Source organism: Achromobacter animicus (genome assembly GCF_040775605.1).
Classification (GTDB): domain Bacteria; phylum Pseudomonadota; class Gammaproteobacteria; order Burkholderiales; family Burkholderiaceae_B; genus Achromobacter; species Achromobacter animicus.
This window is the reverse complement of the sequence record NZ_JAYGJK010000001.1, coordinates 4,942,514-4,960,291: the sequence shown is the minus strand read 5'-3', so window position 1 is coordinate 4,960,291 and position 17,778 is coordinate 4,942,514. Positions and strand designations below refer to the sequence as shown.

Here is a 17,778-nt window from a genome sequence, read left to right as displayed (position 1 = left end):
CCGGGGATTCTATTTCTGAAAAACCAGAGTGGATGTGACAAACATTAAGATAAAACCGAAGTTTTAGCCTGCTCGAGGATCTGCCGGACGAGCGGATGATGCTGGCCGCGGCGGTTGCGGATGGCGTGGATTTCCTCGTGCACGTCGTCGCAGCGCGCCAACGGCCGCAGGCCGCGCAGCAGCGCAACGTCGTCCCCGCCCAGCCGACTGAGCGGAAAGACGCCCAGGCCACGCGCCGCGAACACGGACATGAGGGCGCTGTCCTCGAACTCGCCCACGACGTTCGGGTAGACGCCCTGTTCGGCAAACCAGCGATCCAGCGTCTGGCGCAGCACCGAATGGCCCGTGGGCAGCAGCACGGGCAGGCGCTCCAGACAGCCCGGAAAATCCAGCGTGTCCGGCTTGCGCACCAGCTTGGCCGGGCCGTACCAGTCCACCGGAGACGACACGAGGCGGTCGCTGGTCAGCCGCAGGTTGGGATTGGCGGGGGCGCCTTGGCCGGCCAGCACGAGGTCCAGGTGATGCCGCGCCAGCTCGCCCAACAGTTCCTCGACTTCACCTTCATGACAGGTCAGATGCAGATCGGGCGTGTGCAGCACGGGCCCCAGCAAGGCGTGTGCCGCCAGCTTGGAAATGCCATCCGACAGGCCCACGGACAGGCGCACGACGGGCTTGGTGGCGGCGGCACGCACTTCCTGCGGCAACACCTGCCCGATCTGGAAGATTTCTTCGGCGCGGGCGAAGGCGGCTTCGCCGGCGTCGGTCAGCGTCACGCCGCGGCCGGCCGGCTTGAGCAGCTGATGGCCCAGGTTCTTTTCCAATTCGCGGACCTGCGCGCTGATGGTCTGGATGGCCATGTCCAGGCGCTCGGCGGCGCGGGAAAACCCGCCCTCCTTGGCGACCATCCAGAAGTAGTACAGGTGGCGGTAGTTCAGCATGGGTGTTGGCTCAGTTAGTCGGATCACTTCGGTTTTTCCGAACCTTAACTCACTTTCAGGCTGATTTCTCCATCCCCGGCGGATCCGGATCATGGGCACCTTCGAATCTAGCGGGGCAATCATGGACACTTTGATCACCTTCTTCAATGCCGATTTTCTCGGCACGCCAACCTGGAGCTGGCTGCTTTTCATCAGCATCGTCGTCAGCCTGCTGGCCTTTGACCTGGGCGTGCTGCACAAGGAAGACCGCGAGATCGGCGTGCGTGAAAGCCTGCTGCTTTCCGCCGGCTACATCACCGCTGCCGTGCTGTTCGGTGGCTGGGTCTGGTGGAACATGGGCGCCGAAAGCGGCATGGCCTATTACACGGGCTTCATGATCGAGAAATCGCTGTCCATGGACAACGTGTTCGTGATCGCGCTGATCTTCAGCTTCTTTGCGATCCCGCGCCAGTACCAGCACCGTGTGCTGTTCTGGGGCATCCTGGGCGTGATCGTACTGCGCGCCACGATGATCGGCCTGGGCGCCGCGCTGGTCAGCAACTTCGGCTGGCTGCTGTATCTGTTCGGCGCGTTCCTGGTGTTCACGGGCATCAAGATGTGGATGATCGCGGACCAGACGCCTGACATCGCGACCAACCCGATCCTGAAGTTCCTGAAGCGTCACATGCGTGTCACGGACGGCCTGCGCGGCAACGCGTTCATGGTGACCGAAACCGATCCGGCGACGTCCAAGAAGGTGCGTTATGCGACGCCGCTTCTGCTGGCCCTGGTGCTGATCGAGTTCGTCGACCTGGTGTTTGCCGTGGACTCGGTGCCCGCAATCTTCGCCATCACGACCGACCCGTTCATCGTGTACACCAGCAACATCTTCGCGATCCTGGGCCTGCGTGCGTTGTACTTTGCCCTGGCGGCGATGATCCACCGCTTCCATTACCTGAAGTACGCGTTGGCGCTGGTCCTGGTGTTCATCGGCACGAAGATCTTCCTGGTCGGCTTCATCGGCAAGGTGCCTCCCGCGATTTCGCTGGGCGTGACCTTCAGCCTGATCCTTGGCGGCGTGCTGTTCTCGCTGTGGAAAACCCGCACGGATGAGCTGAAGCCTCAGTAATCCGGCTTACCGCCCCACGAACCCGCCCGCCGGCAACGCTCGGCGGGCGGGTTTTTTTGTGGCAAGCCATATGCGCCCGATATGGCAGGCGGGTGTTTTGTGGATTTGTCATTGGAAAGGGCCAGGCGTAGAGTCGGCGGCTGACAAACCGCTATTTCCGACACGCGCTACCGAGTCGCACCACCGAGTCGCCCCACCGGGTCTCACCATCCGGTCGCCAAACAAGGAACGATCATGAACACCTGGTCCGCCAAGCAGTATTCCGCTTTTGAAAACGAACGCACTCGTCCGGTGCGGGACCTGGTGGCGGCGCTGCCCAATCTGGTCGTCAAGCGCGCCGTGGACCTGGGCTGCGGGCCGGGCAATTCCACCGAGGTGCTGGCCAGCCGCTATCCGGACGCGGAGATTTCAGGCATGGACAGTTCGCAGGACATGATTGACGCCGCGCGCAAACGCATGCCTGCGCTGTCGTTCGAACTGGCCGACATCGCCAGCTGGAATCCGCCGCAGGCGTACGACGTGATCCTGGCCAACGCCGCGCTGCAGTGGGTGCCCGACCACGCCACGCTGTATCCGGCGCTGGTGGCCAAGCTGGCGCCCGGCGGCAGCCTGGCGGTGCAGACGCCGGACAACCTGGAAGAGCCCGCGCACCGTCTTGCCCGGCAGGTGGCCGGTGAGGCGCCCTGGGCCGCCAAGACGGGCGGCGTGAAGCATCCGCCGCGGCACAGCGCGGCCTGGTACTACGAATTGCTCAAGCCGCATTGCGGCACGCTGGATGTGTGGCGCACGACGTATCACCATCCGCTGGCGGGCGCTGCGGCGGTGGTGGAATGGTTCAAGGGTACGGCCCTGCGGCCGTATCTGGACAAGCTGGATGCCGATGAGCAGGCCAGCTTTCTGGCGCGCTATCAGTCGCTGATCGAAGCGGCCTATCCCGCGCTGGCGGACGGCACCGTGCTGTTGCCGTTTCCGCGGCTGTTCATCGTGGCGAGCGCGAAGCAGGCGTAGGGCGGGCAATCCCGCGGCCACACCGATACCCGGTTCTTTGGGCGAGGCCAAGCCCTTGGACGGGCATCATTGCACGGCCGTCTGCCCGTCGGTCTTGTCCGCAAAGTAACGCGCGGGCGTTTTGCCCAGCGTCTTCTTGAACATCGTGATGAAGGCGCTGACCGATTCGTACCCCAGGTCGTCCGCCGTGCGTTGCACCGACACGCCCGCCGACAGCCGCTGCAAAGCCAGGATGATGTGCAGTTGCTGGCGCCAGCGGCCGAAACTCATGCCGACCTCCTGCTGCACCAGCCGCGCCAGCGTGCGTTCGCTCATGGCGACGCGCTTGCCCCATTGTGCGACGGTGCTGCGGTCGGCGGGGTCCGCGTTCAGCGCGCCGGCGATTTCGCGCAGACGCGGGTGGTCGGAGATGGGAAGGTGGAGCTGCTCGGTGGGCATGTGCGACAGCTGGTCCAGCAGCACGTCGGCCAGCTTGCGGTTGGCGTCGGCCGCGGCCTCGGCGGGCGTCAGGTTGGCCAGGTGCACGACCAGCTCGCGCACCAGCGGGGTGATCGACAGCGTGCAGCAGGCCGTGGGCAAACGCGGCGTGTCGGCCGGCACGAACAGGAAGCACATGCGCCCATTGGCGGTGACACGATTGCTGTGGGGTTGGCCGCCGGGAATCCAGACCGCGCACTGCGGCGGCACCATCCACAGGCCCTGCGCCACCGAGCACGTGACCCCGCCGCGAAGCGCCAGGACCAGCTGGCCCATGTGATGCTGATGTGTGGGCGATTCGTTGTCCCGCTCGGCCGCATGCACGGGCATGGCGAAGGCCCATTGCGTGGGGCTGTCGGGATCGAACGGAGCGGTGGGCGTATCGGGCGTGCGCATGGGCGTCGGCCGGGCAGAAGGGCGCGTTTTGGCCGGATTGCGAGAGAGTTTGTCATTATCTCGAAATTCGGTAAAGCGGCCGATGCGTAAGCTGGCGGGATCGAATAGGGCCTCCATGCCTGAAGAATTTCCAAGCTGACTCCATGCAAGCCTCCCGCCACCCGATGCCAAGCCACCTCACACCCGGCCACCCCGCACCCGGCCAACCTATGTCTAGCCACGCCTCATCCAGCCACCCCATACCCAGCCGCCCCGCGCTGCTGATCTTGGGCATCCTGTTCATCGCCATGGCCCTGCGCGCGCCGTTCACCGGCGTGCCGCCGCTCATCGGCCTGATCCGCGCCGAGTTGAATCTGTCGTCGGCGGCGGCGGGGATGCTCATCACGCTGCCGCTGCTGGCCTTCGCCGTGGTGTCGCTGTTTGCCGCGGGGCTGGCGCGCCGCTTTGGACTGGAACGCACGCTGTTCGTGGCGCTGCTGCTCATCGCCGGCGGAATCGGGATCCGCGTGCTGGGCGATGCCGTAGGACTCTACGCGGGCACGGCCATCATCGGCGCGGGCATCGCGCTGGGCAACGTGCTGCTGCCCAGTCTGCTCAAGCGCGATTTCCCGCAGCGCCTGGCAGGCCTGACCTCGGCCTACGTGCTGACGATGGGCCTTGCAGCCGGGCTGGCCTCGGCCGTCGCGATTCCCATGGCCGAATTGCCGTTGGCCAACCTTCAACTGGGCGGCTGGCGGTTTTCCACGCTGTGCATGCTGGCGCTGCCGCTGCTCAGCCTGTTGTTGTGGCTGCCGCAGCTTGCCAACCATACGCCGCCCGCCGCGACCACCGCGCACGCGCCGCACGGGGTGCGGTTGTGGCGCTCGCCGCTGGCCTGGCAGGTCACGGCGTACCTGGGCATCAATTCGTTCGTGTTTTATGTCGCGGTGAGCTGGCTGCCCGCCATCCTGCACGACGCGGGCTTTTCGGCCGAGCGCGCCGGATCGTTGCACGGCTTCATGCAGCTGGCGTCCGCAGCGCCCGCGCTCTTTCTGGCGCCGTTGCTGCGCCGCTTGAAGGACCAGCGCGCGGCGGCGTTCTGCGCGGCGGGCGCGTCGTTCGTGGCGTTCACGGGCCTGATCGCGGCGCCCGCATGGGGTGTGGTGTGGATCGCGTTTCTGGGATTGGGCACCGGCGCGGGCATCATCCTGGGCCTGGCGTTTGTCGGGCTGCGCGCCAGCCACGCGCAACAGGCGGCGGCCCTGTCTGGCATGGCGCAATGCGTGGGGTACTTGTTCGCCGCGACGGGCCCCACCCTGGTGGGAAGCGTGCACGACGCGCTGGGCGGCTGGGGCGTTGCGCTGGGCGTGTGTGCGGCGTTGTGCGCGCTGATGGCGCTGGCCGGGCTGTATGCCGGGCGCGCTATCCAGATTGGCCGGCCTGGCGCTTCCACAGCTGCACCAGCGTCGGCGGCGCATCCGCCTCGGGCACGTCAAAAGTGATCCGCGGCGCGTCTGCGCCTTCGAACTCCACTTCAACGTGGAAGTAGCGCTGATCGCCGCGCGCATCCGGCCCGCAGGACACGGCCTTGGGCGCGGCATGCAGCAGCGCCTCGCACACTTCCTGCCGCACGCCGGGCGGGCAGGCGGTCATGTCGATGTGACGCGGCTGCGCCAGGCCCGGCAGGTAGGCAAGACCGCCCTCGCGCGTCAAGCGCACCAGTTGGGCGAGATCCAGCGAGGGCAGTTCGATCATGGCAACACTCCCACGGCCTTCCAGGCGTCGTCGATGGCGCGGCGCACGGCCGCATCGTGCTTCTCGCCGGCGATCTGGATCGTCAGGCCCGCAAAATCCTTGAAGCCGGCGTCGTGGCGCAGGCGCTTGTCGCACAGCGTGTCGTACCAGACCTGGCCCGCGCCTTGCCACGCATTGCCATTCAACGCCGTGGCGGCCAGATAGAACGCGCGGTTCGGAATGCCAGAATTGATGTGCACGCCGCCGTTATCGCGCGGCGTATCGACGTAGTCGCGCATGTGCGCGGGCTGCGGGTCCTTGCCCAGCACCGGATCGTCGTACGCGGTGCCCGGCTCGGACATGGAGCGCAGCGCGCGCGCCCGCACCTTTTCCGTGAAGAGGCCCTGGCCCACCAGCCAGTCCGCCTGGCGGGCGGTTTGCCCCAGCGAATATTGTTTGACCAGCGCGCCGAACACGTCGCACAGCGATTCGTTCAGTGCACCCGATTGGCCCTGATAGAGCAGGGCCGCCTCGGTGTCGATGACGCCGTGCGTGAGTTCGTGGCCGATGATGTCGACGGCGATGGTGAAGCGGTTGAAGATTTCGCCGTCGCCATCGCCGAACACCATCTGCGCGCCGTTCCAGAAGGCGTTTTCGTAGTCTTCGCCGTAATGCACCGTGCCGATCAGCGGCAAGCCGTGCGCGTCGATGGAGTGGCGCTTGTACACGTTCCAGAACAGCTTGTAGGTCGAACCCAGGTGCGCGTAGGCCTCGTCGACCGCGGCGTCGCCGCTGGGCCGCGCGCCTTCGGCCCGCACCAGTTTGCCGGGCAGCGTGGTGCTGTTGCCCGCGTCATGCACGGCGCGGTCGGGCGTGCCGGCCGGCGCCACCTGGCGTGCCGGCGCCAGCGTTGCGCGCGGCGGCTGCTCGGCCATCTCGCGCAGGCTGCGTTGCTGCTGATCGATGATCATCGTTTTGACGGCGGGCATGCTGACGCGCGCATCGGTATGCTGCGCAAGCCGGTCCAGCATGTACGGCGGGACCACTCCGATCAGAGGAGCGGACTCGGAAGGGCGGGGCATGGTCGGTCTCCGGCAAAGGCGCCGGAGGACACCCCGGCGCATGCCTGGTTAACGTAGCAGATGGGTGAACAGCGCGCCGTAACAGGATGCGGCGCGATGCGCAGCGGCAACGCACGCGCCTCGACAGCGCTGCGCCGATCCGGTAGCGTCTTGCGCTTTCCCGTTTTTCCGGACCCTTGCATGACCACGCCTGACTACCGCATCGCTTCCTTGTCGCTCACCGATACGCACGTGCTGTTGACGCTTGCCGACGGCCGCGAGATCAAGGAGCCGATCCGCCGGCACATCCGCCTGCACGAGGCGACACCCGAGGCGCGCACGCATTGGCAACTGGTGGACGATGGGCATGGCGTCGTGTGGCCTGCGCTGGCCGCACCTGTGCCGGAAGGGATGCTGAACGTGCACGATCTGCTGTGGGATCTGCGCTACGAGCAAGCCATGGCGACGCTGCAAGCCGCGCAATGGAAGCTCGACCGGCTGTCGGAAACCGACCAGGAACTGGTGGCCTTGTGGCGCATGGAGGCCGACATCAACAATGGCGGCTTCATGCAGTTTCTGTGCAACTGGGGCGACCAGACCTGCCAACTGGCGTTGCATGCGCTGCGCAAGATCGGCGCGGTGCACACGCTGGATGTGCTGTCGCGCATGCGCGGACTGATCGACCGTTTCGAGGCCTCGCCCGAGGTGGTGCAGCTCAACGACATCTACGGCGCGATGACCGAGCAGGAGCAGGAAGAAATGGAGTCGCTGGATCACGCATTCTGGGACTACCCGGACTCGATTGCGCGGCTGGGTTTGCGCTGGTACGGCGCCTGAAACCGGCAGAATCACTGCAGCAGAAACGTTCAGAAACGTATCGCCACATTACGTCGATACACGCCTGCGGCGGGTCGGCCGCTGCGGGATAGAATCCCGTCCTTCTTTCCCGGGGGGGACGCTCGATGCGGTATTTCCTTATCTTGGTGGGGGCGGCGGTGGTCGCCTATCTGCTCGCGCGCGGCATCGCGGCGGTGCTCTCGGACCGTAAACGCAAAAGAACAGACAGGGATTGGAAGTGAAGATGAAGCCGACAGATATCCAGATGGTCAAGACGATCGGCGCGGTCAAGCCGCGCAACGTGAAATTCGCCATTGGAACCGCACTCATCTTCCTGCTGATCCTGTTCATCGCCTTCGGATCGTGGTTCCAGGTCGATCAGGGCGAACGCGGCGTGGTGCTGCGCAACGGCAAGCTCGTGCGCGTGGCCGAACCCGGACTGGATTTCAAGACGCCGTTCATCGACAACGTGATGACGGTGTCCGTGCGCGACCACACCTTCGTGTTTGAAAAGCTCGAGGCCTACAGCTACGACCAGCAGCCCGCGACGCTGCGCGTGTCGGTCACGTACCGCGTGCCGTCCGAGCACGTGGCCGAGCTCTACTCCGAATACGGCACCATCGCCAATCTGCAGATGCGCGTGCTGGAGCGCAAGACGCCGGACGCGGTGAAGAACGTGTTTGGCCAGTACACCGCCGTGCGCGCCATCCAGGAACGCCAGAAGCTTGGCCTGGACGTGAACAACGCCGTGCTCAAGACGATGGAAGGCGCGCCGGTCCAGGTGGTGGGCGTGCAGATCGAAGAGGTGGGCTTTTCGCAGGCCTACGAGCATTCGATCGAACAGCGCATGCTGGCGCAGGTGCAGATCGAGACGACCCGCCAGCAGAAGGAAACGGCGATGATCACCGCCGAGATCCAGGTGGTGAAGGCCAAGGCCGAAGCCGATGCGCGCCGTCAGCAGTTCACCGCGGAAGCCGACGGCATCCGCATGCGCGGCGAGGCCGAAGCGGCGTCGATCCGCGCCAAGGCCGAGGCGCTGGCCGCCAACACCAATCTGGTGAGCCTGAACGCCGTTGAAAAGTGGGATGGCGTGCTGCCGTCCACGCAGGTGCCGGGCGCCGCGCTGCCCTTCATCGGCATCAAGTAGCGGCCGCGCTGGCAGGATGCGCCGGCAGGGCGGAGAGCTCCCGCCGCCGGCGCGCAAAGTCCACGATGTGTTCGCCGGACACCGCCTTGCTGTAGTACCAGCCCTGCACGACGATCTCCGCGCTGGACGCCAGCGCGGACAACTGCCCCTCCGTTTCCACGCCCTCGACGATGATCTGCAGGTTCAACGCCTCGCAGAATCGCAGCAGGCCGCTCATCACCAGCGCGCCCCGGTCGTGGCTCTGCGCCATCACGAAGCTGCGGTCGATCTTGACCGCGTCGATCTGAAACTGGTGCAGGTAGCTCAGCGCCGAATACCCCGTGCCGAAGTCGTCGATATAGACGCGCGCGCCGATGCCATGCAGGCGGTCGAAAGCCGTGTGCAGCGCGTCGGCGTCTTCGACCAGCGCATCTTCCGTGAGCTCGACCGAGACCTGGCCCTGCGCCTGCGCCAGCACTTTGATCAACCGGTCCAGAAAGGCCGGCGCCGTCAACGTGCCGCTTGTGACGTTGATGGTCATGGGCATCGTGAAGCCCTGCGCCCGCCACGCCAGGCATTGCAGCACCGCCTGCCGCGCCACCCAGAGATCGACTTCGCGCATGAGGTCCGCGCGCGCCAGCCAGCGCAGGAATTCCAGCGGCGCCTGCTGCGTGCCTTCGGGGCCGGTGGCGCGCAGCAGGGCCTCGCAGCCGGTGCATAGGCCCGTGCGCATCGATACCTGCGGCTGGAACTCCAGATAGAAGTCGTATTCGCTGATGGCGCGGATGCGCGCGACCTCGGCCTGGCGGCGCGCGCGCGTGGCGTAGGTGGACGCGACCGGGTCATGGGCATACAGCAGGGATTCTTCCTGCAACTGCGGAAAGGTGGTGTCCAGCGACTTGAAGTACACCGTGGCATCGGCCTGGCGCTGCCGCTCCAGCGCAAGCAGAAAGGGCACGTAGATGCAGGCGCCCAGCGCGACCAGCGCGCATTGCAGCGCGATTCCCGCCAGGCTTTCGCCCGCGCCCAGGTAGGCGTTGAACAGCACGGGCGATGTCAGCGGTAGCGCCACGGTGGCGGGGGCCAGCCAGCCCAGCTGCACGACCGCCACGGCAACCAGCACATTGACCACGGGCGTCAGCACGAAGGGCAGCAGCAGACGGGGATTCAGGATGAGCGGCAGGCCGAACAGCAGGATCTCGTTGATATTCAGCAGCGACACCGGAATGCTGGCCACCGCCAGCACCCGCAGCGAATCGCTGCGCGAAAACAGCAGGATCGCCACCACCAGCGACAAGGTTGCGCCGGAGCCGCCAATGAAGACGAACGCGCCCAGCAGCGTGCCGTTCAGCGCATAGACGCCTTCGTAGCCCGCGGCCACGCTGGTGGCGTTGAGCCGGGTCGCCTGGTCCAGCACGTCCATGATGGGCGCCATGGCCTGCGCGCCGTGGATGCCGAAGAACCAGAACAGGGAATTGAGCGCCCCGACCAGCGCGCCGGACGTGTAGGGGCTGTCCAGCGATGCAAGGCTCAGCGGAATGTCGACCTGTGCCACGGCGGGGATGCTCAACGCCGCCGACAGCGCCGCCATTACTAGGCCGGCCGTCAGCAATCCCGGCACGATCATGTTCAATGAGTCGCGGACGTTTTCGCCGATCAGTCCGTCCGGCGCCAGTTGCGTCCAGCGGCGCCGGTGCAGCCAGGCCATCGCCGGCACGGCCGCGATCGGCGTGACGATGGCGATGAACAAGGTGAGTGTGGCGGCTGCGCGGGGGTAGGGGGCAAGCAAGTTTTCGGCGATGGCGACAAAGCACAGGCACAGCAGCGCGGTGGGCAGGTGCGGAAGCCGGTGGCGGATCGACAGCATGTAGCCGATGGCGGTGCCGGCCAGCAGCGGGATGACGCCCGACAGCGCGCGGTGCAGACCCGCCAGCAGATCGGCAATGCTGTCGGGCAGGCCGAACAGGCGTGCGCAAACGGACAGCACCAGGAACAAGGCGGAGACCAGCAGGCAGGGCATGGCCCACAGCAGGCCTTCGCGGATGGCGCGCAGGGAGTTGGCGCTTGCCAGGGCGGCCAGCCGATCTCTTGGGTACTGCGGAAAGATCGATTTCGGCATGGCCGTCTTGTGGCGCGAGGGGCCCGGGCGATGCATGTCCGCCGGGGGTAAAAATCCGTTGCCGCATGCTAGCGCCTGTGTTCGGGCTTTAGCAATGCAAAAACGTGCCGGCGGCCTAGGGATTCCCCTCTGTCAATAATTGGAAATTCAGTCTTTTTGATAGGGGACAAGCCGGTCCGGACGCTATACGATCGGTGGAATCCGCCTTGCAAGGACCGCGCGTTCTTGCACATAAGCTTCACCAGGAGGAGACCTGGATGCCTCAATTGGATTGGACGCCCGGCGACACCATGCCGGATCGTCAGGGTTATTACGAGACGCGGCTCGATACCGGCGGCACCGCGATTTCGCTGTACAGCGTGTTGGGCTGGATGCCCTTGAAGACGCCGGGCAACCTGGTGAGCTGGCGCGCGCTGCCGCCCGCCGTCGAACGCCAGGAAGCCGAACGCCATATACAAGAGATACGCGCCGCACAGAACCACGTGCCGATGGACTACTAGCGGCGCCACGCCACCATACGGCGGGCGCTGGGGCGGCGCCTTGCAAAGACGAAAACCGCATCTATAATTGCGAATCATTTTCATCTCGTCTTGCTCTCAGGCGGCGACGCCGGGCCGCTCCGCCATGCCATCCTCCTCATTTGCCTCTCGTGCAGAGGTGCAGTCCGTTTACCAGGCCCATCACCAATGGCTGCGGGGCGTGTTGCAACGCAAGCTGGGCAATGCGTCGGACGCGGCCGACCTGGCGCACGATACGTTCGAGCGCCTGATCCGCGCCAATCTCCGCGAACCGCTCAATGAACCGCGCGCCTACCTGCGCACCATCGCCACCCGTTTGCTGATCGGCCGGGCGCGCCGCGCCGCGCTGGAAGCGGCCTACGCCGAGACGCTGGCGCTGCAGCCCGTGGCCGTCGAACCCTCGGTCGAGGCCCGCGCGCTGATCCTGGAGGCGCTGGCGGAAGTGTGCGAACTGCTCGACGCCTTGCCGATGACCAGCCGCCGGATCTTCCTGATGGCGCAGATCGACGGCCTGTCGTATGCCGAGATCGGCCAGCAGCTGGGCCTGACGCCCAACGCCGTGCAGAAGTCGCTGGCGCGCGCGTTGGTGCACTGCTACACGGCCGTATACGGCTGACCCCAGAATTCATGGACAACGCCAAGCTGCTGCGGCCCCACGCGCCCGAGGCCGGCGCCATCGATCCCAAAGTGATCCGGCAGGCGGCGGACTGGTGGGCGCGTCTGCGTGAAGACGCCAGCCCTGCCGAACGCGATCGCTTCGAGCGCTGGCGGCGGGCGGAACCCGCCCACGAACTGGCCTGGCAACGGTTGGGCGCCTTGACGCGCGACGTGGCTGCGGGCGTGGCGCAGGCGGGGCCGTCGGTGGCGTCGCGCACCTTGCGGCAGGCGCCGCTGATTCAATCCCGCCGTACCGCATTGCGCCTGATGTTCGCGGCGGTTGGTGTGGGTCTGGGCGCGTGGGCCGTGGGCGAGCGTGACGCGATCCGCCGCTTGTCGGCGGACCTGCGCACCGGCACGGGCGAACGCCGGTCAGTGACGCTGCCCGACGGCACGCAGGTGGAACTGAACGCCGGCACCGCAGTGGATCTGCGCTATACCGCAAGCCACCGCGAACTGGTGCTGCTGCAGGGCGAAATTTTGATCGCGACCGCGCCCGATGCGAACGGCCGGCCGTTCAGCGTGCGCACGCGCGGCGGCGTGGTGACGCCGGTGGGCACGCGCTTTCTGGTGCGCGATCTGGAGGCGGGCCGCATGCGGGTGGCGGTGCTGGAAGGCGCGGTGGACGTGCGCGGCCTGGCGACGGACGCCGGCCCGCGGCGTGTGCGGGCTGGCGAACAGGCCGAGTTCACGGCGGGCGGCAGCTTTGCGCCGGGGACGCTGGAGCCCGGCGTGTCCGCCTGGTTGGACGGCATGCTGATCGCGGACGAAATGCCCTTATCGGCCTTCCTGAACGAACTGGGCCGCTACCGCCCGGGCCTGCTGCATTGCTCGGACGCGGTTGCCGGGCTGCGCGTGGTGGGGGCGTTCCCGCTGGGCGACACCGACAAGGTGCTGGCCATGCTTGAAGAAATCCTCCCGGTGCAGGTGCGCCGCTATACGCGTTACTGGGTGACGGTGAGCCACGTGTGACTCGCGTGGCCTTGTGATTCTCGTCCCTCGGTGAGCCGCGTTTCCCTTATTGCCGGCTTTTTTGTAACAGCAACGGCGGATATCCCGATCTCGCGCTTCATGTCAGGAAAGCAGCCCGTGTCTCGCGGCTGCGCCGACCTTTCATGAGCCTGGGAACCCTTACATGTCACCTCGTCCTGTCCGCGCCGTAAGCGCCGCGGCGCTTGTCCGACTTCCCCTGCGCCGCACGGCCCTGAGCGCCGCGCTGCGGCGTTTCACGCCCCTTGCGGCGGCTGCCGTTCTGGCGCCGATGGTGGTGCATGCCCAGGCGCAGGCGCCGCGCGCCATCGCGTTCAGCATTCCGGCCGGGCCGCTGAGTGCGGCGCTGGGCACGTTTGGCGTGCAGGCGGGCGTGATGGTGGCGTCCGATCCGGGCCTGACGGCCGGGGCCTCGACGCGGGGATTGACGGGCACGTACACCGTGGACGCCGCGCTCGAGCGCCTGCTGGCCGGCACGGGCCTGCAAGCGGTGGCGCGCGCCGAGGGCGGCTATCGTCTGCGGCAGGCGCCGGCCGAAGCGACCGCGACGCTCGCGCCTGTGACGGTGACGGGCACCTACAACACCACGACGGACGGCACGGGTTCGTACACGTCGCCGGCGGTCACCATTGGCAGGACGCCGCAGGCGCTCAAAGACATTCCGCAATCCATCACCGTGCTGACGCGGCAGCGGATGGACGACCAGGACATGACCAGCCTGCCGGACGCCGTCAACAACACGGCCGGCATGGTGGGCGTGCAGGGTGTGGGCGCCGGCGTCGCGATCAATGCTCGCGGCTTTCCCGTGGACCTGCTGCAATACGATGGCGTGTCCCTGCTGCGCAACAGCTACAGCCTGGGCAACTGGGAGCAGGATTCGCTGGTGTTCTATGACCGCGTGGAAATCCTGCGCGGCGCGGCGGGCCTCTTGCAAGGCGCGGGCAGTCCCGGCGGTGCGATCAACCTGGTGCGCAAGCGCGGCGGCGCAGAGCCCTCGGTGGTCCTGACGGGCAAGGTGGGATCGTGGGATCACTACGGCCTGACCCTGGATGCGGGCGGTCCGCTCAATGAATCGGGCACGCTGCGCGGGCGCGTGGTGCTGGACGAGGACCGCAGCCATTCGTACATCGACTATGTGTGGGACAGGACGCGCAACCTGTACGCCGCGCTGGACTACGACATCACCGAGAACACGACGGTGGGGCTGGGCGTCAGCAATCGGTACAGCAAGTCGCGGCCCATGTTCGTCGGCTATCCCCGTTATGAAGATGGCGGCAGCATCGATCTGCCGCGCTCGACGTTCACCGGCTCGACCTGGAACCGCGCCACCAACGACCAGACCATCTTCAACGCCGACGTCACGCATCGCTTCAACTCGTCGTGGCGCTTCCGGCTGGCCGGCGTGGCGATGGACGAAGACAACACGACCGTGCACCAGCGCGTCGCCGGAGCCGTGCAGCGCGACGGCAGCGGCCTGGACTACGGCAATTTCGGCGTGGACTTCACGAGCCGCCAGCGCGGCATGGACATGTCGGTGGCCGGTGACTTCAACGCCTGGGGCATGGCGCAGGAAGTGGTGATCGGCGCCAACTACTCCAAGCTCACGACGAATGACCGGTTCACCCGCTCGTGGGAGAGCGGCGGCAACATCTTCGATCTGGACCATCACCGTTCGTGGCAGGACATCGATTCCATCGTCGCCGCCAGCGGCTACGATTCGCGCAGCGCCTACGACATCCGGCAGAAGGGCATCTACGGCACGTGGCGCGTCAAGCCCACGCAATCGCTGGCGCTGATCGGCGGCGGCCGCGTCGGCTGGTTCGACTACCGCTACAGCGGCGGGGGCGAAGCCACGACGTCATCGACCTCGGGCGAGTTCATTCCGTACGCCGGCATCGTGTATTCGCTGACCGACAACTGGTCGGTCTACGGCAGCTACACCACGGTGTTTGAGCCGCAGACGCAGCGCACGGTGTCGGGCAGCCTGCTCAAGCCGATCGAGGGCAACAACTACGAGGTCGGCGTGAAGGGCGAGCTGGCGGACGGCCGGGTCAATACCTTGCTTGCGTTGTTCCGCTACGACCACAAGAACCGTGCGGTCAACGACTACGACGCCGGGTTTGCCTGCAACGGCTGGTATTGCTCGCGCGCGGCGGGCAAGGTCCGCAGCCAGGGCATCGAGGCCGAGATCTCCGGCGAAGTGGTCAGGGGGCTGGAGCTGTATGCCGGCTACGCCTATAACACCACCAAGTTCCTGGAGGACCCGGACAACCAGGGCAAGGTCTTCAGCACCTGGACGCCCAAGCACATGCTGCGCCTGTGGGCCAACTACAAGCTGCCGGGCACGTGGAACCGCCTGAGCGTGGGCGCCGGCGTGAATACGCAGACGTCGACGATCAGTTCGGACCGCGAATTCAAGCTGGCGGGATTCACGATCTGGAACGCGCGCGTGGGTTACCAGGCCACGCCGGAGCTGAGTTTCGGGCTGAACGTGAACAACGTGTTCGACAAGAAATACTACGTGCCGTCGTACAACACGCTGTCCAGCAACAACTACTACGGCGAGCCCCGCAATGTGATGCTGACCGTGCGCTACGCGCCCAAGCTGTAAGGACGTCCGCGGCGCCTCGTGTATAACGTCCGGGACGGCGCCACCCGTGCGCGCCGTGCAAGGAGCCGATTTTGCGCGAGTTCGTGGCGACGTTCCTGGATGCCGGCCTGCTGGTGCTGGCGGTGCTGGCCTTTGTGCTGCCGGCGCTGTCGGCGCTGGCTTTGCTGCTGCGCGCCCGCCCGCATCGATTTCCGCGTTTGAACACCCCCGGCTGGCGCCGCGCCGGCGTGGCGGTGCTGTGGCTGCCGTTCATCGTCATGGCGGTGTATGGCGGAGTTGCGTGGTGGGCGGCCAGTGTTTACGACCGCTACTATTTCTTCGGCCTGCTGATCTGTTTTGTGTACCTGCTGTTCGCCATGCTGCTGTCGGGGGCGGGGCTGTTCTGGATCCGCACGACGAGGCGCCTGCCGTCTGTCTGAGCACCCGCCGGCTGGGTTTCAGCGCATCAGCGCATGCACCTGGCTCGCCAGTTCATCGAGGGTGAACGGTTTGAGCAGCACCGGCGCACCCGCCGCCGGCACGTTGTCGCCTTCGGCGCTTTCACCGTAGCCCGTGATGAACAGCACCTTCATCCCGGGCCGCAACGTCCTGCCGGTCTCCGCCACCCGTCGTCCATTCACGCCGCCCGGCAAGGCCAGATCACACACCAGCAGATCGATCCGGGCCTGCGTGGTCAGAAGCTTGAGCGCGCTGGCGCCGTCCGTGGCCTCGATCACGTCGTAACCGATTTCCTTCAGCACCTCGGCGGTGACTTCACGCACGGCGGGGTCGTCTTCGGCCAGCAGCACCGTTCCGCCCTGCAAGGTCCGCGGGGGCGGAGCGGCGGCGGTGTCCGCCGCGACGTCGATCTGGGCGCCGCCATGGCGCGGAAAATACAGGTCGATATCCGTGCCCTGGTCCGGCTGCGAACGCACCTGGACATGGCCGCCGGATTGGCGGACGAAGTCGTGAACCAGCGCAAGTCCCAGGCCGGTGCCGCGCTCGGCCGGCTTGGTGGTGTAGAAGGGCTCGAACATGCGCCGCATCGTTTCGGGCGTCATGCCGCAGCCCGTGTCGGACACGCGCAACCGCACGTGGTCGCCCGGTTGCAAGCCGCGCTGGCGCGCGCCCTCGGCGTCCAGGGTCACGTTGTTCGTCGCGATGCGCAGCGTGCCGCTTCCGGCCAGGGCGTCGCGCGCGTTCAGGCACAGGTTCAGCAGCGCGTTTTCTAGCTGGTGTGCGTCCACCCAGACCGGCCACAACCCGGGCGCGCAGGCCACGTCCAGCGTGACCGCCGATCCGGCGCTGCGCGCGATCAGCGCCTCCATGTCGGCGATGACGTGGTTGATGTCCACCGCCTTGCGCTCCAGCGGATGGCGGCGCGAAAAATTCAGCAGGCGGCGCGTCAGGACGGCTGCCTTGTCGGCGCCGCTTTTGGCCACCGCGATGTGACGGCCGAGGTCGTCGGTCCGCCCCTGCGCGAGACGCTGGGACAGAAAATCCAGGCTGCCGGAAATCCCCGTCAGCAGATTGTTGAAGTCGTGCGCGACGCCACCCGTCAGCTGGCCGATGGCGTCCATCTTCTGGCTTTGGCGCAAGGCTTCTTCGGCCAGGCGCAGCGCCTCGGCCTGAGCTTTTTCGGCGCCGACCCGGGCGGTGGTTTCAATGACGGTATCGATCATGCCGACGACCTCGCCGTTCTCGTCGTACACGGGGCTGTAGCAGAACGTGAAGTTGGCCTGTTCGGCGCGGCCATAACGATGGACTTCGAGGGGATAGTCCTCGATGAAGGTGGCCTCGCCGGCGTAGGCGCGTTCGGCGATCGGGCCGATCAGCGACCAGGCTTCGTTCCAGACCTCGTTGAACGGGCGGCCCAGCGCGTCGGGCTTGGCGCCCAGGATGGGCACAAAGGCGTCGTTGTAGATCGAGATGAGATCGGGGCCCCAGACCAGACAGGACGGGAACCGGGAGGACAGCACCATGCCTGCGGCAATGCGCAGCGAGGCGGGCCAGGCGGAGAGGGGGCCGAGTGGCGTCGCGGACCAGTCGTGCCGGCTGACGCGTGCGCCCATTTCCCCGCCGCTGGCAAGGAACTGAGGCACGGACAGGTCGTTCTGCATGGCGCTCATTGAGTCGGGCGGGAAGGACTCCGATTCTATCCCACCGCCCGCGCACGTGCGCGCGCGCGGGCGGCTCGTATAGAATAAAAACAATTCCTATTTGCATATCTGCCGAGGTGC

16 protein-coding genes are annotated in these 17,778 nt (G+C 66.4%); 10 read left to right on the top strand and 6 right to left on the bottom strand.

All coding sequences use genetic code 11. The features are described from left to right. Nucleotides 1–44: 44 nt before the first annotated feature. Nucleotides 45–938, bottom strand: a complete 894-nt coding sequence (locus AB3147_RS22750; RefSeq protein ID WP_175184471.1) for a LysR family transcriptional regulator — start codon at nt 936–938, stop codon at nt 45–47. 121 nt (nt 939–1,059) lie between these two features. Here AB3147_RS22750 and AB3147_RS22745 point away from each other — a divergent pair, with 121 nt between their 5' ends. Then, nucleotides 1,060–2,046 carry a TerC family protein gene (locus AB3147_RS22745; RefSeq protein ID WP_175122755.1) on the top strand — a complete coding sequence of 329 codons (987 nt, stop codon included), beginning with the start codon at nt 1,060–1,062 and terminating at the stop codon, nt 2,044–2,046. Between the two features lie 234 nt (nt 2,047–2,280). Further along, the gene (gene tam / locus AB3147_RS22740; protein WP_218343033.1) at nt 2,281–3,054 is read left to right on the top strand and encodes a trans-aconitate 2-methyltransferase; all 774 of its coding nucleotides are present in this window, start codon (nt 2,281–2,283) and stop codon (nt 3,052–3,054) included. Nucleotides 3,055–3,120: 66 nt separating this feature from the next. Here the strand turns inward: tam and AB3147_RS22735 are convergent, their stop codons facing one another. After that, nucleotides 3,121–3,927, bottom strand: a complete 807-nt coding sequence (locus AB3147_RS22735) for an AraC family transcriptional regulator (protein ID WP_175137669.1) — start codon at nt 3,925–3,927, stop codon at nt 3,121–3,123. A 209-nt stretch (nt 3,928–4,136) separates the two neighbouring features. Between AB3147_RS22735 and AB3147_RS22730 the strand changes: the two genes are divergently transcribed. Next, nucleotides 4,137–5,408, top strand: coding sequence for an MFS transporter (locus AB3147_RS22730; protein ID WP_367353023.1), 1,272 nt, complete (start codon nt 4,137–4,139; stop codon nt 5,406–5,408). Here the strand turns inward: AB3147_RS22730 and AB3147_RS22725 are convergent. Together AB3147_RS22725 and AB3147_RS22720 are read right to left on the bottom strand one after the other, a co-directional pair. Beyond that, the gene (locus AB3147_RS22725) at nt 5,329–5,661 is read right to left on the bottom strand and encodes a protealysin inhibitor emfourin (RefSeq protein WP_175122759.1); all 333 of its coding nucleotides are present in this window, start codon (nt 5,659–5,661) and stop codon (nt 5,329–5,331) included. The two genes, AB3147_RS22730 and AB3147_RS22725, sit on opposite strands and share 80 nt — an antisense overlap. Further along, nucleotides 5,658–6,722 (bottom strand): M4 family metallopeptidase, encoded by a 1,065-nt coding sequence (locus tag AB3147_RS22720; RefSeq protein ID WP_367353022.1) that lies wholly within the window; start codon nt 6,720–6,722, stop codon nt 5,658–5,660. The genes AB3147_RS22725 and AB3147_RS22720 overlap by 4 nt, the downstream gene beginning before the upstream one ends. A 180-nt stretch (nt 6,723–6,902) precedes the next feature. Between AB3147_RS22720 and AB3147_RS22715 the strand changes: the two genes are divergently transcribed. Together AB3147_RS22715 and AB3147_RS22710 are read left to right on the top strand one after the other, a co-directional pair. After that, a complete protein-coding gene (locus AB3147_RS22715; RefSeq protein ID WP_367353021.1) occupies nt 6,903–7,538 on the top strand; it encodes a DMP19 family protein in 636 nt (211 codons plus the stop codon). Between the two features lie 244 nt (nt 7,539–7,782). Then, entirely contained in the window at nt 7,783–8,685 is a 903-nt protein-coding gene (locus tag AB3147_RS22710) for a prohibitin family protein (protein WP_370632992.1), read from the top strand. Here AB3147_RS22710 and AB3147_RS22705 read toward each other — a convergent pair. Next, the gene (locus AB3147_RS22705; protein ID WP_218343036.1) at nt 8,678–10,783 is read right to left on the bottom strand and encodes a PTS sugar transporter subunit IIC/EAL domain-containing protein; all 2,106 of its coding nucleotides are present in this window, start codon (nt 10,781–10,783) and stop codon (nt 8,678–8,680) included. The genes AB3147_RS22710 and AB3147_RS22705 overlap by 8 nt on opposite strands. Nucleotides 10,784–11,040: 257 nt before the next feature. Here AB3147_RS22705 and AB3147_RS22700 point away from each other — a divergent pair, with 257 nt between their 5' ends. The 5 genes from AB3147_RS22700 to AB3147_RS22680 all read left to right on the top strand — a co-directional run bounded on the left by AB3147_RS22700 (nt 11,041) and on the right by AB3147_RS22680 (nt 15,978). Next, on the top strand, nt 11,041–11,283 hold the full coding sequence (locus AB3147_RS22700) for a hypothetical protein (RefSeq protein ID WP_367353020.1): 243 nt from the start codon (nt 11,041–11,043) through the stop codon (nt 11,281–11,283). A 124-nt stretch (nt 11,284–11,407) separates the two neighbouring features. Continuing rightward, nucleotides 11,408–11,917 (top strand): sigma-70 family RNA polymerase sigma factor, encoded by a 510-nt coding sequence (locus AB3147_RS22695; protein ID WP_218343037.1) that lies wholly within the window; start codon nt 11,408–11,410, stop codon nt 11,915–11,917. An 11-nt stretch (nt 11,918–11,928) separates the two neighbouring features. Beyond that, entirely contained in the window at nt 11,929–12,930 is a 1,002-nt protein-coding gene (locus AB3147_RS22690; RefSeq protein ID WP_367353019.1) for a FecR domain-containing protein, read from the top strand. A gap of 163 nt (nt 12,931–13,093) precedes the next feature. Next, the gene (locus AB3147_RS22685; RefSeq protein ID WP_367353018.1) at nt 13,094–15,559 is read left to right on the top strand and encodes a TonB-dependent siderophore receptor; all 2,466 of its coding nucleotides are present in this window, start codon (nt 13,094–13,096) and stop codon (nt 15,557–15,559) included. Nucleotides 15,560–15,630: 71 nt separating this feature from the next. Beyond that, nucleotides 15,631–15,978 carry a hypothetical protein gene (locus AB3147_RS22680; RefSeq protein WP_175184464.1) on the top strand — a complete coding sequence of 116 codons (348 nt, stop codon included), beginning with the start codon at nt 15,631–15,633 and terminating at the stop codon, nt 15,976–15,978. Between the two features lie 18 nt (nt 15,979–15,996). On the opposite strand, the gene AB3147_RS22675 is transcribed toward AB3147_RS22680, so the two are convergent. Next, a complete protein-coding gene (locus AB3147_RS22675; protein ID WP_367353017.1) occupies nt 15,997–17,658 on the bottom strand; it encodes an ATP-binding protein in 1,662 nt (553 codons plus the stop codon). Nucleotides 17,659–17,778 lie beyond the last annotated feature (120 nt).

Excerpts from the sequence above, each read along its gene's own strand:
- AB3147_RS22710 (WP_370632992.1), top strand. The coding sequence starts at position 7,783 with ATGAAGCCGACAGATATCCAGATGGTCAAGACGATCGGCGCGGTCAAG.
- AB3147_RS22675 (WP_367353017.1), bottom strand. The coding sequence starts at position 17,658 with ATGCAGAACGACCTGTCCGTGCCTCAGTTCCTTGCCAGCGGCGGGGAA.
- tam (WP_218343033.1), top strand. The coding sequence starts at position 2,281 with ATGAACACCTGGTCCGCCAAGCAGTATTCCGCTTTTGAAAACGAACGC.
- AB3147_RS22705 (WP_218343036.1), bottom strand. The coding sequence starts at position 10,783 with ATGCCGAAATCGATCTTTCCGCAGTACCCAAGAGATCGGCTGGCCGCC.
- AB3147_RS22750 (WP_175184471.1), bottom strand. The coding sequence starts at position 938 with ATGCTGAACTACCGCCACCTGTACTACTTCTGGATGGTCGCCAAGGAG.
- AB3147_RS22685 (WP_367353018.1), top strand. The coding sequence starts at position 13,094 with ATGTCACCTCGTCCTGTCCGCGCCGTAAGCGCCGCGGCGCTTGTCCGA.
- AB3147_RS22720 (WP_367353022.1), bottom strand. The coding sequence starts at position 6,722 with ATGCCCCGCCCTTCCGAGTCCGCTCCTCTGATCGGAGTGGTCCCGCCG.
- AB3147_RS22695 (WP_218343037.1), top strand. The coding sequence starts at position 11,408 with ATGCCATCCTCCTCATTTGCCTCTCGTGCAGAGGTGCAGTCCGTTTAC.
- AB3147_RS22725 (WP_175122759.1), bottom strand. The coding sequence starts at position 5,661 with ATGATCGAACTGCCCTCGCTGGATCTCGCCCAACTGGTGCGCTTGACG.
- AB3147_RS22700 (WP_367353020.1), top strand. The coding sequence starts at position 11,041 with ATGCCTCAATTGGATTGGACGCCCGGCGACACCATGCCGGATCGTCAG.
- AB3147_RS22735 (WP_175137669.1), bottom strand. The coding sequence starts at position 3,927 with ATGCGCACGCCCGATACGCCCACCGCTCCGTTCGATCCCGACAGCCCC.
- AB3147_RS22715 (WP_367353021.1), top strand. The coding sequence starts at position 6,903 with ATGACCACGCCTGACTACCGCATCGCTTCCTTGTCGCTCACCGATACG.
- AB3147_RS22730 (WP_367353023.1), top strand. The coding sequence starts at position 4,137 with ATGTCTAGCCACGCCTCATCCAGCCACCCCATACCCAGCCGCCCCGCG.
- AB3147_RS22745 (WP_175122755.1), top strand. The coding sequence starts at position 1,060 with ATGGACACTTTGATCACCTTCTTCAATGCCGATTTTCTCGGCACGCCA.
- AB3147_RS22690 (WP_367353019.1), top strand. The coding sequence starts at position 11,929 with ATGGACAACGCCAAGCTGCTGCGGCCCCACGCGCCCGAGGCCGGCGCC.